Here is a 15332-nt window from a genome sequence, read left to right on the forward strand (position 1 = left end):
CGGAGGTCGGGGACGTTCGGACGACGGGGTGTGGCGGTCGGTCGGGGGCGGTGGGCGCGGGGCGGGTCAGGAGGAGTGGAAGGGCAGGCCGGCGTCGGCGACCAGCTCCAGGTCGTCCGTCTCCTCGGCGGGCAGCAGCGTCGCGGTGCCGTCGGTGACCGGGACGACGCCCAGGTCCAGCAGTTCGGCCATCGCGGCGCTGCCCGCCATGTCGCGCACCTGGAGCTGGTAGCGGGCGGTCGTCCGGTACGTGCCGCCGTGGTCGTCGCCGGTGCGCTGGAGGAAGCCGGACTCGGTGAGGAACGCGGCGGCCCTGCCGACGATGCCGGTGGTGGAGCCCGGGAGTCTGCGGGCGTCCTTGGTGGCGCCGGTCGCACTGCGCCTGACCCAGATCCGCCAGGCGGCCTCCAGGCCGGGGGCGTCGGTGGCCGGGTCGGTGTTCTCGCCCTGCTGCTCCGCGCGCTCCTCGAGCCTGCGGCAGGCCTGGCGGACGAACGCGTCCACGCCGTTGACCGTGACGCGGCCGATGTAGCCGTCGTCGGCGAGGTCCTCGGGGCGGGGGTAGGCCATGGCGGCGACGGCGAGGTGGGCGAGGCCGTGCAGGAAGCGGTCGCCGGAGTCGGTGGCGGCGCGGCGCGCGTAGTCGCCCATGCGGACGGCGAACACCGAGTCCTCGGCCGCGGTGACGGCCATCCCCGCGCGGGGGGACACCTCCAGGACGACGAGCCCGAGACCGGCGGCCACGGCGTCGGCGAGCCGGGCGAAGGGCGGGTCCTCGCGGTAGCGGCGCAGCAGGTCGGCGTATTCCTGGTCGCGGGCGGGGAGCAGCTTGGGCTGGAGGCCGAAGGCGACGAGCCGCGCCGCGTCGGCGGCGTCGGCGGGCGTGACGGCCGCGGTGGCCGGTGCGGCACCCGCCTCCGGTTCGCTCCGGTCGACGTGCTCGGTCACGGTCGGTACTCCTTGCTGTGCTGCCGCTCGGTGCCGCGGTGGCGGGACGGGCGGTGGGTGGGACGGTGGGCGGGGCGGCGCGGGCCGGTCATGCCGCCTCCGTACGGTCCGCGGCCATGCCCGCCGCGTCCAGCAGCGCCGTGCCGACGATGAGGTCGGCGCCGCCGAACTCGGGGTCGTCCAGCTCGGTGCCGTCGTCCACGGCGAACAGCAGCTTCGGCTCGCCCTGGCGGTAGGCGGTGCCGACCGGCGGGCTGGCCGCGTGGACGGCGAGCAGGGCCACGAGGTACGGCAGGTCCGCGTCCCGTTCGCGGGCGTCGGCCAGCAGCCCCGACAGGCGGCGCGGGGCGTCGTGCGGCAGGTCGAGCAGCTCCGTGGCGGCGGCGAGCTGTTCCTCGCTGAAGCGGCTGTCGTCCGGGGTGGCGATCAGGTCCGGCTCCGGCATCTCGGCCCCCAGGTGCTCCCGCTCCACCGGCGGGGTCAGGAGGAGGTCGACGAGGTCACCGACCCGGACGGAGACGGGCGTGCGCAAGCCGGTGCCACGGGCGAAGAAGGCGTCGGTGACGCGCAGCGCGCTCTCCACGGGCAGCGGCAGCACGGGGGCGACGAGGTGGCCGTACAGGTCGAGGCCGGAGGTGGTCAGGGGGGTCGCGAAGGCCTGCCGGTCCTGTTCCGCGCGGAAGAGCGGGCCCGCTTCCAGGAGGCGGGACTGGAGCTGGGTGTGGCGGCGGATGCAGTCCTTGACGATGTCGACCAGCTCGGCCGCGCGGCGCTTGTGCCCGGCGTCCTCGGTCTCGTCGCGGGCCTTGCGGATGTTGGTGAGGATCGCGTTCTCGTGGCGGTACCGGTCGGCGACGTGGTCCAGGGCCTCGGCGATCAGGTCGGGGACGGCGCTGAGCCAGTCCACCGCGCGGACGTTGCGCCGGGTGGCGTCCAGTGCCCTGCGCAGCGTCTCGGAGTACTGCACGGTCCGGTACCGGGCCTGTTCGGCGGCCAGTTGGGCGTCGGCGAGACGGCCGCGGCTGATGAGCACCTCGAGCTTGACCTCGGCGGCGATCTGGGCGCTGGTGACGTCGGTGTCCAGGGCGCCGACGAGGACGTTGACCGCCTCGTCGGTGGTGCGCAGGTAGACGGTGCCGCCGGGGCCGGGGACCTCTTCGAGGAGCTTGAAGTCGTAGTCCCGGCGCACGTAGGTGCCGTCCGGTCCGAAGGTGCCGTACACCGCGCGGAAGCCGCGGTCGACGCTGCCGACGTTGATCAGGTTCTCCAGGACCCAGCGGGCCACGCGCTCGTGCTCGGCGGCGGGGCGGTGCGGGGCCTGGGCGGCGACGCGCGGGACGAGCCTGGCCACTATCTGGTCGTGATCGGCACCCGTGTCGAAGTCCATGTTCAGCGTGACGAGGTCGATGGCGGCGAGGGCGACCTCCGCCATGCCGTACACCGAGTACTCACCGGCGAGGTTGGCCTTGCGCGCGTCGAGGTCGTGCAACGGCGCGGTGCAGGCGAGCGCGCGCAGCCGCCGCGCCAGCCCCTCGTCGGCGGCCGGGCCCGGGGCGGGGCGCGGCCCCGCGCTGAGCTGGGGCGGAACGCTGTCCGTCGATGCAGGCGAAGTCACGGTGCACAGACTAGGTCCTCGGTCTGACATCGGCCCAAACGGCGCAGATCTGTCCCGGGGGCACGGGGTCGGGCAGCCGTGCGGCCCCGGCCTACGCGTCGTCCCCGACGCGCCGCCGGTAGACCTCCACCACGCGCTCGAGCGAGTGGTCGAGGTAGACCGCGAGCATGCGGGCCGCGGCCTCCCGCCCACCGCTCTCCAGGGTCTTGAGAAGTTCCTCGTTCTTGGCGATGTACGGCTCGTGCAGGCGCCGCGGGTCGTCCACGACGTGGAAGGCGAGGCGCAGTTCGGCGAAGACACTGCGCATCAGTTCGTCGGTGCGTTCGCTGCCCGCGAGGGCCACCAGTTCCCGGTGGAAGTGGATGTTGGCCGTACCCACGCCCTTCCAGTCGCCCTCACCGGCCGACCGGCGCCCGGCCTCGACGGCTTCGGCGAGCCCGTCGAGACGGTACGGCGGCTCGCCGAGGCCGCGGACGACGGCGCACTCGACGAGGGAACGGGTGCGGTAGATGTCCTCGACGTCCTCGACGGTCAGGACGCGGACGAAGACGCCCCGGTTCAGTTCGTGGACGAGCAGGCGTTCGTGGGTGAGCAGGCGGAACGACTCGCGCAGGGTGTTGCGGGAGACGCCGAGGGCGCCGCCGATGCCGTCCTCCGAGAGCCGGGTCCCGGGCGGGAAGTAGCCCTCGGCTATCCGGCTCCTGAGGATGTCCGAGACCCGCTCGGCGGTACTGGTCCGCCCGAGGAGGGCACGGTCGCCGGCCAGTCCCGTCAACTGCTCTGCCATGCCGGGATTCAATCGCAGATGCCAGGACGAAACAACAGGGGTATCGAGGGATCGTTGAACGATCGCGCGGGCCCGGGAGCCCGGGGTCCGGCGGGGCGCCCGGGCCGACGCGTTGCGCGCGCTGGGGGAAGGAGCCGCCCGCGACGGCGGCGCGGCGCTCACACGGCCGGCGCGTCCGGGCCGAAGCGGCTGCGCACCGCCGTCTGGACCTCGTCCTCCTCGGCCGGGTCGCTGGCGAGCCTGCGCAGCCGTTCCACGACGCGGTTGTCGCCGGTCTCGGCGTGGCGGGCGGCGAGTTCGCGGGTGGTCTCCTCGCAGTCCCACAGACACTCGACGGCGAAGCCCGCCGCGAAGGACGGATCGGTGGCGGCCAGTGCACGGGCGGCCCGGCCGCGCAGGTGGGAGGAGGCGGTTTCGCGGTAGATGTGGCGCAGTACGGGAGCGGCGCAGGCGATGCCGAGCCGCCCGGTGCCGTCGACGAGGGTCCACAGGGTCGGCGCGTCGGGGCCTTCGCCGCGTACCGCCTCGCGCAGCGCGGCGAGAACGAGATCGCGGTCCTGGGCGGCGCCCCGGCAGGCCAGCACGCGCCCGGCGGCGGCGCCCAGGGCGTCGGGCCGGTGCACCCAGCCGCGGGCCCGGTCGACGGCGGCGGGGCCGCGCATCCGCTCGTAGGCGGCGACGGCACCCTCCACGACCGCCGCGGAGCCGGTGGCCACGGCACGCTCGATGAGGTCGAGGACGTCCGGGTCGTCGCCGTCGGCGAGATAGCGCAGGGCGGTGCAGCGGGCGCCCTCGGTGCCGGCCCGCGCGGCCTCGACGATCTCGGGACGGTCCTCGGGACCGGCGACGGCGGTGAGACAGCGGGCGGCCGGCACATGGAGCGGGGTGCCGCGCTCGACGCCCTGCTCGGCCCACTCGAACACGGCCCGCACGCTCCAGCCGGGACGCGGCCCGGTGGAGTCCATCTGGCGCTGCCAGCGGTCGAAGCAGCCCGTCTCCTGGGCGGCACGCACGCGCGTGGCGATCGATTCGCGGGGATCGTCGGCCCACAGGCGCCAGGGCCGGGGCTCGAAGGCCTCGCGCATCGCGGCGGCGAGTTCGGCCTCGCCCTCGGCGTCGCGCGGGAAGCGGGCGAGCACGGGGGCGGCGAGGGCGCGCAGACCGGCGTCGTCGTCGCGCAGCGCCAGTTCGTCCAGGGCCCACGCCCAGTTGACGCCGTGAGCGGCGTACCGGCGCAGCAACTGGAGCGCGTCCAGCCTGCCGTAGGCGGCGAGATGGCCGAGGACCGCGAGGGCCAGCCCGGTGCGCGACTCGTCGGCGACCAGGACGTCCTCGGGGTCGAACAGGTGGGCCTCGACCGCGTCCAGTTCGCCGTCCAGGTCGAGGTAGAGGCGGGCGTAGTAGAGGGAGCGGTTCTCGACCTGCCAGTCGTGGCGGGGGTCGTGGAGCACACAGTGGTTCAGCGCCGCGAGCGCTTCGGCACGCGGAGCGGTGAGCGCGTGCAGCGTGCCGTCGCCGCGACCCCGCTGAAGCAGGCCGAGCAGCGTACCGCTGGGCGCTATGACCGGATCGAACATGGGAAACAGCCTCACATCAAGCGTCGACGCAACCGGGGAGCACGCGTTACCTGGCCGTGCGCCAACACGTCGGAGCGCCCGCCGTCTCTTGCTTGCTGAAAGCCATGTTCCTCTGCCTCTCGTCGGTGGCCCTTGCGGGCCGTGTCACGGCCCGCGCGGTGCGGCAACATCTGCCCGGCCATCACGTCCGTGAACCACGTCGTCATGATGACCCGGCGGTCACATCTGCCGCGACCGAAATTCCGGCGGCCCTGCACCGCCTCCCCCGTTTTCAGTGTTTTGCCTGGTCAGAAAGTGCGGAGCGGCCCCGGGCGGGTTCCGTTCCGCCGCCCCGTCACGAGGCGCCGAACAGCTCCAGCAGGTCCGCCCGGGCGAACATCCGCGCCGTGTCGACGGCCGACGGGGTGCCCGCCGCCGGGTCCGCGCCGGCCTCCAGGAGCGCCTTGGTCACTTCCGTCTCCCCCTTGAAGGCGGCCCCGGCGAGTGGCGTCTGACCCCGGTCGTTGACCCGGTCGGCGTCGGCGCCACGGGCGAGCAGCGCGCGCACCGCGTCGGCGTGGCCGTGGTAGGCGGCGAGCATGACGAGGGAGTCGCCGCGGTCGTTGGTGAGATCGGCGGGGACACCGGCGTCCACGTACGCCACCAGGTCTTCGGTCCGCCCCTGCCGGGCCAGGTCGAAGATCTTGGTCGCCAGCTCCACGACCTCGGGGTCGGGGGCTTCACTCATCGGCCGGACCACCTCTCACTGCTCAGTCACCGCGAACGTGCCGCCCGTCCTGAAGGGCCGACGGACGCCGGGGACAACGTGTACGCACGGCCACGAGCGGTGTGGCCGCGCGAGCGAATCGCCAGGGTACTGGCTCGCGGGACACCCGAGCGGATCAAGGACCCCTCTGCCACCTGGGGCAATTCTCGCGAATTTCCCCCATTTGCACCTTTTATCGTATGGATACATGCTGTGAGCCTGGCAGTACTCATGGTGACTGTCCCCGTGAACCAGGAGAACTCACATGATCCTCTCGATCTCCGGCGTCGTCCTGCTCGGCGTCGTCGTCTTCATCTTCTTCCGCAAGGACGGCCTCAAGGCCTCGCACCTGCTGGTCGCCGTTCTCTTCGGGTTCTACCTCGCGAGTACGGCCATCGCCCCGAGCATCAAGGCGGGCGGCGAGAGCCTGGCGGGCCTCCTCGGCGGCATCAAGTTCTGACGGCCCGCTCCCCCGCCCGACATCCGCACGTACGCACCTCCAGGAGGCAGCAGTGGCCCGGCGGCCCCTCCCCCGCATTCTGAGCAACGGCGGCGCACAGCTCGCCCGGAGCCGGGAGCTGGCCCGGACGGCGGCCGACGGCGCCACCGACGTCCTCCAGCCGCTGATCACGATCGCCCGCGGTCTGCGCCGACTGGCCTCGGCCGCGGGGCGCAGGTGGACCGAGACCCCCAAGGACCGGCGCGGCGCGCTCCTGTTCCTCGTGGCCTCGGTGGTCCTGGTCGTGGCGCTCGTGCCGTACGGTCCGCTGCTCGCCGTCGTCGTCCTGATGGCGGCGGCGGCCTGGCAGGGCAGGGACCGCACCCCGCCCGCGCCCGCGGTCCCCGACGACTCGCGGAGCCGGCGCCTGCAGTCGCTCTACGAGGCGCTGGTCCCGTACTTCTCGATCGCCGAGGACCCCGACCCGCTGTACTCCCACGGCGGCGGGTGGGAGAAGGCCCTCCCTGCCCACGAGTTCGACGACGACGGCCGCGTCACCCACCTGGTGATCCGCTACCCCGCCTACTTCACCGACGGCGAGGCGGAGTCCCGCGCGCGGATCGAGCACCTGCTCGCCACGAAGTCCGGCCGGGGCCGGGAGTACCGCTTCACGTGGGACGAGGAGGCCAACCACCTCTCCGTGGACGTGCTGCCGGCGCTGCCCACCGACATCGCCGCCCAGCGCTTCGTGACGGCGCCCGGCGAGACCGTCCTGGGCTTCACCGACCCGGCCGGCGTCCAGCGCACGCTCCCGCTCACCCACGGCGCGGAGCAGCGGGACGTGCCGCCGGTCGTCTGGCGCACCGGTATCCGCTCGACCGAGCCCCACCTGCTGGTCCTGGGACAGCCCGGCACCGGCACCTCCACCCTGCTGCGCTCGATCGCCCTCCAGGCGCTGCACCACGGCGACCTGCTGATCGTGGACGGCGGCGGCACCGGGGAGTACGCCTGCCTGGTCGGCCGGGACGGCGTCCTGGCAGTGGAGTGCGGCCTCACCGGCGCGCTGACCAGCCTGGAGTGGGCCGCCGCGGAAACGGAACGGCGCCTGATCTCCGTGAACCGGGCCCGTCAGCAGGGCCTGGCGGCGCCGGACGACACCCGGCGTCCCCTGTGGGTCTTCCTGGACCGCCCCACCGCCTTCACCCACCTCGCCGAGACGGGCGGCCGGCGCGACCCGCAGACCCTGCTCCAGCTCCCGCTGCGGCACGGCCGGGCCGCGAACGTGACCGTGGTCGTCGCCGACCAGCTCGACGCCCTGGACGGCCTCACCGACGCCGTACGGCAGCACACGCGCGCGCGTGTCGTGCTCGGTCCGGCGAGCGCGGACGAGCTGACGGCCGCGCTGGGCGCTCCCCCGCACACCACGCCCGTCGACCAGGTCCCGCCCGGGCGGGGTTACGCCCGCCTCGGCACCGGACCGGTGCACCGCCTCCAGGTCCCGGCCACCCCGGACCCCTACGACGACGCGACGAGCGAGGCACACCGGCAGGCGGTGCTCGACCTGCTCCCCCCGCGCACGACACCGGCGGACGGGGAACAGGCACCCCTTCCCCCGGAGGCGAAGGCGGAGGCGGCGGAGGCCGGAGCGAAGGCCGTCTCCATGGAGAAGGGGGACGCCCCGGCCCCGGTGACCGCGGATGAGCCGGACGGGGACGCGACGGACGCGGAGCCGCCGGAGCCGGGGACGGACGCGCGGACCCGGTCCGAGCCGGTCCCGGCCGAAGCGGTCGCCGCGGAGACCTCCTGACACCCGGGCCGGGGCCGGCGCGACCCACCGCGCCGCTCCGGCCCCCTCGCGTCCGGGAACCCCGGCGGCCGGAGCGCGCCGGCGCCGCCCCGACCGCGGCGGCCGCACGGACCGGGGTTCACCGGCCGGGGTCCACGAACACCGGTGGCAAGCCTTCGGCCCGCTCCGCCGGACCGGCCCCAGGACGTGCTGAGACTGTCCCAAGACACCGCCTGGGTGTGCTGATCGGAGAGGTTGGTGACGCGGCCGGCTGGCGGTTGGCCGTCCTCAACGACACACCGGGCCGGACGCAGCCTCCCGGTCGGGGTCAGCGGGGCATCACGGTGGGACGGGAGGGCCTCCTGAGCGCCGGTGCAGATGTCGCAATCCACACCGAACGCCGCAATCCACACCGAACCCAGAAGGCCCTCACCCTTTCAAGCACCCGGTCCGCGTGTCACCGACGTCCCAGGACAGCACGCCTAGGCCACGAACGTCCGCGGTGCCTCGCCGCCCCCCGCGCCCCCGTTCTCCACCAGCCGGGCCGCAGCGGCCAGTCGCACCGCCGCCTCCTCGGCCACCGCGCCGCCCACCGTGAACGGCAGCCGGACATACCCCTCGAAGGCGCCGTCCACTCCGAAGCGCGGCCCGGACGGGACCCGCACGCCCACCCGCTCCCCCGCCTCGGCGAGCCGGGAGCCCGACAGGCCCCCGGTCCGCACCCAGAGGGTGAGACCGCCCCGGGGCACCTCGAACTCCCAGCCGGGCAGCTCCCGCCGTACCGCCGTCACCAGTTCGTCCCGGTTCTGCCGGGCCTGCTCGCGGCGCACCGTCACGGCCTGCTCCCAGCCGCCGGTGTTGAACAGCCAGTTCACGGCGAGCTGCTCCAGCACCGGCGTGCCCAGATCGGCGTACGCGCGCGCGGCGACCAGGCTGCGGACCACGTCGGGCGCGGCCCGGACCCAGCCGATGCGCATCCCGGCCCAGAAGGCCTTGCTCGCGGAGCCGACGGTGATCACGGTGGACCCGGCCGGGTCGAAGGCGCACACGGGACGCGGCATCTCGACGTCGTCGTCGAGCCGCAGCTCGGTCATCGTCTCGTCGGCCACCAGCACCGTCCCCGCCGAGCGGGCCGCGTCGACCAGGCGCCGCCGCTGGTCGTCGTCGGCGAGCGCGCCGGTGGGGTTGTGGAAGTCGGCGACGACATAGGCGATGCGGGGCGCGGCGTCGCGCAGCACCTGCCGCCAGCGGTCCACGTCCCAGCCGGTGAGCCCCTCGGCCATCGCGACGGGCACCAGCCGGGCCCCGGCCTCGCGCATGAGCTGGAGGATGTTGGCGTAGGACGGCGACTCCACGGCGATGCGTTCGCCGCGTCCGCCGAAGAGGTGGCAGATGGCGTCGATCGCGCCCATGGCCCCGGTGGTCACCATGATCTGCTCGGGCATGGTGGGGATGCCCCGCGCGGTGTAGCGCTCGGCGATCATCGCGCGCAGCGCGGGCAGCCCGGCCGGGTAGTCGCCGTGGGTGTGCGCGTAGGGCGGCAGTTCCTCCAGGGCACCCTGCACGGCGCGGGTGAGCCAGGGCTCGGGTGCGGGCAGCGCCGCGCACCCCAGGTCGATCACGGAGCCGAGGGCCTCGGGCGGCAGCGGTTCCAGACCGCGGGCCGGCAGCGGGTTGCCGGCCGGCACGGCGGTCCAGCTACCCGCTCCCCGCCGGGACTCCAGGAAGCCCTCGGCACGCAGCGCCTCGTAGGCGGCGGCGACGGTGGTGCGGCTGACGGTCAGGGCGAGGGCCAGCTCGCGTTCGGCGGGCAGCCGGGCGGCGACCGGGACGCGCCCCTCCAGCACGAGCAGCCGGATGCCGTCGGCGAGCGCACGGTAGGCCGGTGGGCGGCGGGTGCCGGGCCCGGCCGGACGGTCCTGCTGCGAGCCGAGGAGCCGGGCCAGTTGCCCCGCCCCCACAGCGGAGGTCCACTGCGCCATGGAAATCAGTCCACCTTCCCCGAATTGGCCATGGTTGACTCTCCCTATCAAGCCACAGGGTGTCATGCGGCAGGCCACTACGACCACACAGGGGGCACCTCTTGTCCAGGCGGACCACTCACACCTCGCGGACCGGGCAGCCGGGCCGACTCCCGCGGCGGCTGAGCCAGCTCTACGGCGGTCTCGTGCTCTACGGCGCGAGTTCCGCGCTGCTGGTCAGGTCCGGACTCGGGCTGGAGCCCTGGAACGTGCTGCACCAGGGCCTCGCGGAGCACACCGGGCTGTCGATGGGCGTGGTGCTGACGATCGTGGGCGCGGTGGTCCTGCTCCTGTGGATACCGCTGCGCCAGCGGCCGGGCCTCGGCACGGTCTCCAACGTGCTGGTGATCGGCGCAGCGATGGACGCCACGCTCGGCGTCGTGCCGGACGCCCGCGGCTGGGCGCTGCGGATCGCCGCGATGGTGGCGGGCATCGTCCTGAACGGCGCGGCGACCGGACTGTACATCGCCGCGCGGTTCGGCCCGGGGCCGCGCGACGGCCTGATGACGGGGCTGAACCAGCGCACCGGGCTCTCGGTCCGGCTGGTGCGGACCGCCGTCGAGATCGCCGTCGTGGTGACGGGCTTCGCCCTCGGCGGCACGGTCGGCCTCGGCACGCTGCTCTACGCGGTGTCGATCGGCCCGCTGGCCCAGGTTTTCCTGCGCGTGTTCGCCGTACCGGCGGCACCGTACGGCAGCACGGTGGTTGCCGCGGGCCGGCCCCGGCGCGCGATACTGCGTCGGTGACCACGCCGATACGCCACCCCTACCTCGACCATCCCGGCCCGATCGCCTTCGCCCACCGGGGCGGGGCCGCGGACGGCCTGGAGAACACGCTGCGGCAGTTCCGCCGCGCGGTGGCGGCCGGCTACCGGTACATCGAGACCGACGTGCACGCCACGCGGGACGGCAAGCTGGTCGCCTTCCACGACGCGACCCTGGACCGGGTGACGGACGGGGCCGGGCGGATCGCCGACCTGCCGTGGCAGGACGTGCGCCACGCGCGCGTGGCGGGCGAGGAACCGGTGCCGCTCTTCGAGGAACTGCTCGAGACCTTCCCCGCAACGCGGTGGAACATCGACGTGAAGGCGGAGCCCGCGCTGCGGCCCCTGCTCGAACTGGTCGGACGGCACGACGCCTGGGACCGGGTCTGCGTCGGCTCGTTCTCCGAGGCGCGCGTGGTCCGCGCCCAGCGTCTGGCCGGGCCGCGCCTGGCCACCTCGTACGGAACCCGGGGCGTCCTCGGTCTGCGGCTGCGTTCCTGGGGCATACCGGCCGCGCTGCGCCGCTCGGCGGTGGCCGCGCAGGTTCCCGAGGCCCAGTCGGGCGTCCGCGTGGTGGACCACCGCTTCGTGCGCGCCGCCCACGCGCGCGGGCGGCAGGTGCACGTGTGGACGGTGAACGATCCGGACCGGATGCACCGGCTCCTGGATCTGGGCGTGGATGGCATCATGACCGATCACATCGACACACTGCGCAAGGTCATGGAAGAGCGCGGCGTCTGGGCGTGAGGCCCGGCCGCGCCCCGGGGGCGGCGCGCGTGCACGGGGAGGCGAGGGCACGGGTGGGCACCGACACCCTGCGGACGGACGCGGCCGACGGGGCCGACGGGGCGGCCGAACGGCGGCGCGAGCAGCGCGGCTGGTACTTCTACGACTGGGCGTGCTCCGTCTACTCGACGAGCGTGCTCACCGTTTTCCTGGGGCCCTACCTGACCTCGGTCGCCGAGTCGGCGGCGGACGCGGACGGGTACGTCCACCCGCTGGGCATTCCGGTGCGGGCCGGGTCGTTCTTCGCGTACTCGGTGTCGCTGTCGGTGATCGTGGCGGTGCTGGTGATGCCCCTGGTGGGTGCCGCCGCCGACCGCTCGGGCCGCAAGAAGCCGCTGCTGGCGGCCGCCGCGTACACCGGCGCCACGGCCACGACCGGCATGTTCTTCCTGGACGGCGACCGCTATCTGCTGGGCGGCCTGCTCCTCGTCGTCGCCAACGCGGCTCAGTCGGTCGCGATGATGCTCTACAACTCCTACCTGCCGCAGATCGCCCCGCCCGAGGAGCGCGACGCGGTCTCCTCCCGCGGCTGGGCCTTCGGCTACGCGGCCGGTTCCCTGGTCCTGGTCGCCAACCTGGTCCTCTACACCGGTCACGACTCGTTCGGGCTGAGCGAGAGCGCGGCGGTCCGCATCTGCCTGGCGTCGGCGGGGCTGTGGTGGGGCGCCTTCGCGCTCGTTCCGCTGCGGCGGCTGCGGGACCGGCGGGCGGCGGCCCGGGAGGCCGCGCTGCCCGGGTTCCGGCAACTCGCCGCGACCGTCCGCGACATGCGCCGCCGCCCGCTGACGCTGGCCTTCCTGCTGGCGTACCTGGTCTACAACGACGGCATCCAGACGGTGATCTCCCAGGCTTCGGTCTACGGCTCCGAGGAACTGGGCCTCGGGCAGTCCACGCTCATCGTGGCGGTGCTGCTGGTCCAGGTCCTGGCGGTGGCGGGCGCGCTGGCGCTGGGCCTGCTGGCCCGCAGGTACGGGGCCAAGCGCACGATCCTCGGATCTCTGGTCGCCTGGACGGTGACCCTCGCCGCCGGGTACTTCCTGCCCGCCGGGGCGCCCGGGTGGTTCTTCGTGCTGGCCTCGGGCATCGGGCTCGTCCTGGGCGGCAGCCAGGCGCTGTCCCGCTCCCTGTTCTCGCACCTGGTCCCGCCGGGCAAGGAGGCCGAGTACTTCTCGGCGTACGAGCTGAGCGACCGCGGGATGAGCTGGCTCGGGCCGCTGCTCTTCGGCCTCACCTACCAGCTCACCGGGAGCTACCGCGACGCGATCATCTCGCTGGTCGCCTTCTTCGTGCTCGGCTTCCTGCTGCTGGCGCGCGTGCCCGTGCGGCGGGCGATCGGCGACGCAGGCAACCCGGTGCCCGAAAGGATTTAGCGCTCGGCGCGAAAGGGCTGTAGTGTACGCGTTTGGCCTGCCAGGCGTACCGTTACTGCGCGTCAAAGGTGCCGAATCGCTATGTCACATCTGGCTGCAGAGGTGACAAACCGGACGTCGGCGGGTACTGCACTGGTTGCAAGGCTGCGGCTGCGACGGCGACGCAGGGCCCGGATCGGGAGTCGGGACGGGAATCTTTACCGCCGCCCGGACGTTGACCGGATGACGACGACAGCGACACCTGTCCTGTGGGCGACAAGCCCGGGAGGCACGATTCATGAGTGAGCGAGCTCTTCGCGGCACGCGCCTCGTGGTGACCAGCTACGAGACGGACCGCGGCATCGACCTGGCCCCGCGCCAGGCCGTGGAGTACGCATGCGAGAAGGGGCATCGGTTCGAGATGCCGTTCTCGGTCGAGGCGGAGATCCCGCCGGAGTGGGAGTGCAAGGTCTGCGGGGCCCAGGCACTTCTCGTGGACGGCGACGGCCCTGAGGAGAAGAAGGCCAAGCCCGCGCGTACGCACTGGGACATGCTGATGGAGCGACGCACCCGCGAGGAGCTCGAAGAGGTCCTCGAGGAGCGGCTGGCCGTTCTGCGCTCCGGCGCGATGAACATCGCGGTCCATCCGCGAGACAGCCGCAAGAGTGCGTAGCGGGAGACCGTAGGGCGACACAGCACGACAAAACCGCGGGTGCCGCACATGGCTTCATGTGCGGCACCCGCGGTTTCGTCGTGTCCGTCGAGGCCCCCGCAGGACTCAGTGCGTCAGCGGAGGACGCGGGCCCTGCGGAGCGTCGTCCGGGTGGTCGTCCCGTATGACCTCGCCCTGGACCACCTTGCCGTCCGGGCGGTGCATCCGGGCCTGGCGGAAGGCATCCCCCAGGGTGCCCGGACCGGCGTCGCGGAGCTTGCGCTCGACCGTCCGCTGGGCGTAGCGGCTGACGGCCTTCTGCACCGGGGGCACCAGCATCAGCAGGCCGAGGGCGTCCGAGATCAGACCGGGCAGGATCAGGAGCAGCCCGCCCAGCATCATCAGGCCGTTGCCCTCGCTGTTCGGGCGGGCGGACTCGGGCGGTACGCCCGACTGCTGCTGGTTGAGCGTCTCCGTGAGGTTGCGGAAGGCCCGGCGGCCGGCCGCCTTGACGACCACGGAGCCGAGGACGACGCCGGCGACCAGCAGCAGGAAGACCACGAAGCCGTTGGACGCTCCCGCGACCACGGTCAGCAGCCAGATCTCCAGCACGAGCCACAGGGCGACGCCCAGCGGCAGGAACGTGCGCAGCCGGGAGCGCGGGGGCCGGGCGGGGGACCTGGGGGTCTGAGCGCCAGTCGTCATGCTTCCAGTGTGCCTGGCCCCGGCTCAGTGCGGCATAAGGGGGAGGTCAGGCCCTTCCGTCGGACACCTTCGCCGGCTCCGTAGCCGCCGTACCGGCGGGCTTGTCACCAGTCCGCTTGTCGCGCCCCAGCACCTTGCCGACCCTCTCCCCCACGCCCCACGTGGTGACCCGCCACAGGGCCTCGACGAGGATGTCGCGGCTCATCTTGGAGTCGCCCAGTTCACGCTCGACGAACGTGATCGGCACCTCGACGACGTGGTACCCGGCCTTGATCGCCCGACGGGCGAGGTCGACCTGGAAGCAGTACCCCTGCGAGGCGACCTCTTCGAGGCCGAGCCCTTCGAGGGTCTCGCGGCGGAAGGCGCGGTAGCCGCCGGTGATGTCGCGCAGCGGCAGGTCGAGCGCGATCCGCGAGTACATGCTGCCGCCCCGCGAGATGAACTCGCGGGACTTGGGCCAGTTCACCACCCGGCCGCCCGGCACCCAGCGGGAGCCGAGCACCAGGTCGGCGCCCTTGAGGGCGGTCAGCAGGCGGGGCAGCTCCTCGGGCTGGTGGGAGCCGTCGGCGTCCATCTCGACCAGTACGCCGTAGCCGTGCTCCATGCCCCAGCGGAAGCCCGCGAGATAGGCGGCGCCCAGCCCTTCCTTGCCCTTGCGGTGCATGACCTGGACGTGGTCGTCCGCGGCGGCCAGCTCGTCGGCGAGCCGGCCGGTGCCGTCGGGACTGTTGTCGTCGGCCACGAGCACGTGTGCCTCGGGGACGGCCTCGCGCACACGCGCGACGATCGCCTTGATGTTCTCCGCCTCGTTGTAGGTCGGGATGATCACCAGGGCCGTGCCCAGGGGGCCGAACCGCCTCTCACGCCCCGCAGCCGCGGGCGTCCCGTCGCCGTCGTTCACCACTGCCCCTTCGTGTCCGTGCACAGACCACCACCATAATCGCCGCGGCCTGCGTCAACGTGACAGGACGGTCCTTCGGTGGTGTCGGTTCCCGGGAAGCGGGGTAGGGATGGCCGTTTCGGCACGTTGTGCGACGGATGGGGGCCCGGCACCCTTCGGGCCGGCCCGGGACCCGCCGGCTGCGGGTCGACCTGAGCCGTTGTCTACTGAGCGCCCGGGCCCCACCCGGGTCACACCTCCCGACCGGCCGGAACGTTC

At 73.5% G+C, this 15332-nt stretch carries 14 protein-coding genes; 6 read left to right on the forward strand and 8 right to left on the reverse strand.

Annotation, left to right across the window (positions count from 1 at the left end; translation table 11 throughout):
* Positions 1-66: 66 nt before the first annotated feature.
* From IG88_RS0116490 to IG88_RS0116515, 5 genes are all read right to left on the reverse strand, one after another.
* Entirely contained in the window at positions 67-948 is an 882-nt protein-coding gene (locus IG88_RS0116490) for a hypothetical protein (RefSeq protein WP_031041052.1), read from the reverse strand.
* Positions 949-1036: 88 nt separating this feature from the next.
* Positions 1037-2563, reverse strand: a complete 1527-nt coding sequence (locus IG88_RS0116500; protein ID WP_031041055.1) for a hypothetical protein — start codon at positions 2561-2563, stop codon at positions 1037-1039.
* Positions 2564-2654: 91 nt separating this feature from the next.
* Complete coding sequence (locus IG88_RS0116505) at positions 2655-3350, reverse strand: GntR family transcriptional regulator (protein ID WP_031041057.1); 696 nt, start codon at positions 3348-3350, stop codon at positions 2655-2657.
* Between the two features lie 158 nt (positions 3351-3508).
* The gene (locus tag IG88_RS0116510; protein WP_031041058.1) at positions 3509-4927 is read right to left on the reverse strand and encodes a hypothetical protein; all 1419 of its coding nucleotides are present in this window, start codon (positions 4925-4927) and stop codon (positions 3509-3511) included.
* A gap of 334 nt (positions 4928-5261) precedes the next feature.
* Complete coding sequence (locus tag IG88_RS0116515; protein WP_031041061.1) at positions 5262-5654, reverse strand: ankyrin repeat domain-containing protein; 393 nt, start codon at positions 5652-5654, stop codon at positions 5262-5264.
* 283 nt (positions 5655-5937) lie between these two features.
* Between IG88_RS0116515 and IG88_RS0116520 the strand changes: the two genes are divergently transcribed.
* Together IG88_RS0116520 and IG88_RS0116525 are read left to right on the forward strand one after the other, a co-directional pair.
* Positions 5938-6132: a hypothetical protein gene (locus tag IG88_RS0116520; protein WP_007447353.1), complete on the forward strand. Its 195-nt coding sequence runs from the start codon at positions 5938-5940 to the stop codon at positions 6130-6132.
* A gap of 52 nt (positions 6133-6184) precedes the next feature.
* Positions 6185-7918 carry a membrane protein gene (locus IG88_RS0116525; RefSeq protein WP_031041065.1) on the forward strand — a complete coding sequence of 578 codons (1734 nt, stop codon included), beginning with the start codon at positions 6185-6187 and terminating at the stop codon, positions 7916-7918.
* 461 nt (positions 7919-8379) lie between these two features.
* Here IG88_RS0116525 and IG88_RS0116530 read toward each other — a convergent pair whose 3' ends face one another.
* A complete protein-coding gene (locus IG88_RS0116530; protein ID WP_031041067.1) occupies positions 8380-9879 on the reverse strand; it encodes a PLP-dependent aminotransferase family protein in 1500 nt (499 codons plus the stop codon).
* A gap of 101 nt (positions 9880-9980) precedes the next feature.
* Here IG88_RS0116530 and IG88_RS0116535 point away from each other — a divergent pair, with 101 nt between their 5' ends.
* From IG88_RS0116535 to IG88_RS0116550, 4 genes are all read left to right on the forward strand, one after another.
* Entirely contained in the window at positions 9981-10664 is a 684-nt protein-coding gene (locus IG88_RS0116535) for a YczE/YyaS/YitT family protein (protein ID WP_031041069.1), read from the forward strand.
* Entirely contained in the window at positions 10661-11428 is a 768-nt protein-coding gene (locus IG88_RS0116540; RefSeq protein ID WP_031041071.1) for a glycerophosphodiester phosphodiesterase, read from the forward strand. The genes IG88_RS0116535 and IG88_RS0116540 overlap by 4 nt, the downstream gene beginning before the upstream one ends.
* Before the next feature lie 53 nt (positions 11429-11481).
* Entirely contained in the window at positions 11482-12837 is a 1356-nt protein-coding gene (locus tag IG88_RS0116545) for an MFS transporter (protein ID WP_031041074.1), read from the forward strand.
* A 277-nt stretch (positions 12838-13114) separates the two neighbouring features.
* On the forward strand, positions 13115-13489 hold the full coding sequence (locus IG88_RS0116550) for an RNA polymerase-binding protein RbpA (RefSeq protein ID WP_003977404.1): 375 nt from the start codon (positions 13115-13117) through the stop codon (positions 13487-13489).
* Positions 13490-13594: 105 nt separating this feature from the next.
* On the opposite strand, the gene fxsA is transcribed toward IG88_RS0116550, so the two are convergent.
* Together fxsA and IG88_RS0116560 are read right to left on the reverse strand one after the other, a co-directional pair.
* Entirely contained in the window at positions 13595-14173 is a 579-nt protein-coding gene (gene fxsA / locus IG88_RS0116555) for an FxsA family membrane protein (RefSeq protein WP_031041077.1), read from the reverse strand.
* 46 nt (positions 14174-14219) lie between these two features.
* Positions 14220-15074 carry a polyprenol monophosphomannose synthase gene (locus tag IG88_RS0116560; protein ID WP_031041080.1) on the reverse strand — a complete coding sequence of 285 codons (855 nt, stop codon included), beginning with the start codon at positions 15072-15074 and terminating at the stop codon, positions 14220-14222.
* Between the last annotated feature and the right edge of the window lie 258 nt (positions 15075-15332).

The sequence above is a fragment of the Streptomyces sp. NRRL F-5650 genome (assembly GCF_000721365.1).
GTDB classification, from domain to species: Bacteria; Actinomycetota; Actinomycetes; order Streptomycetales; family Streptomycetaceae; genus Streptomyces; species Streptomyces ardesiacus.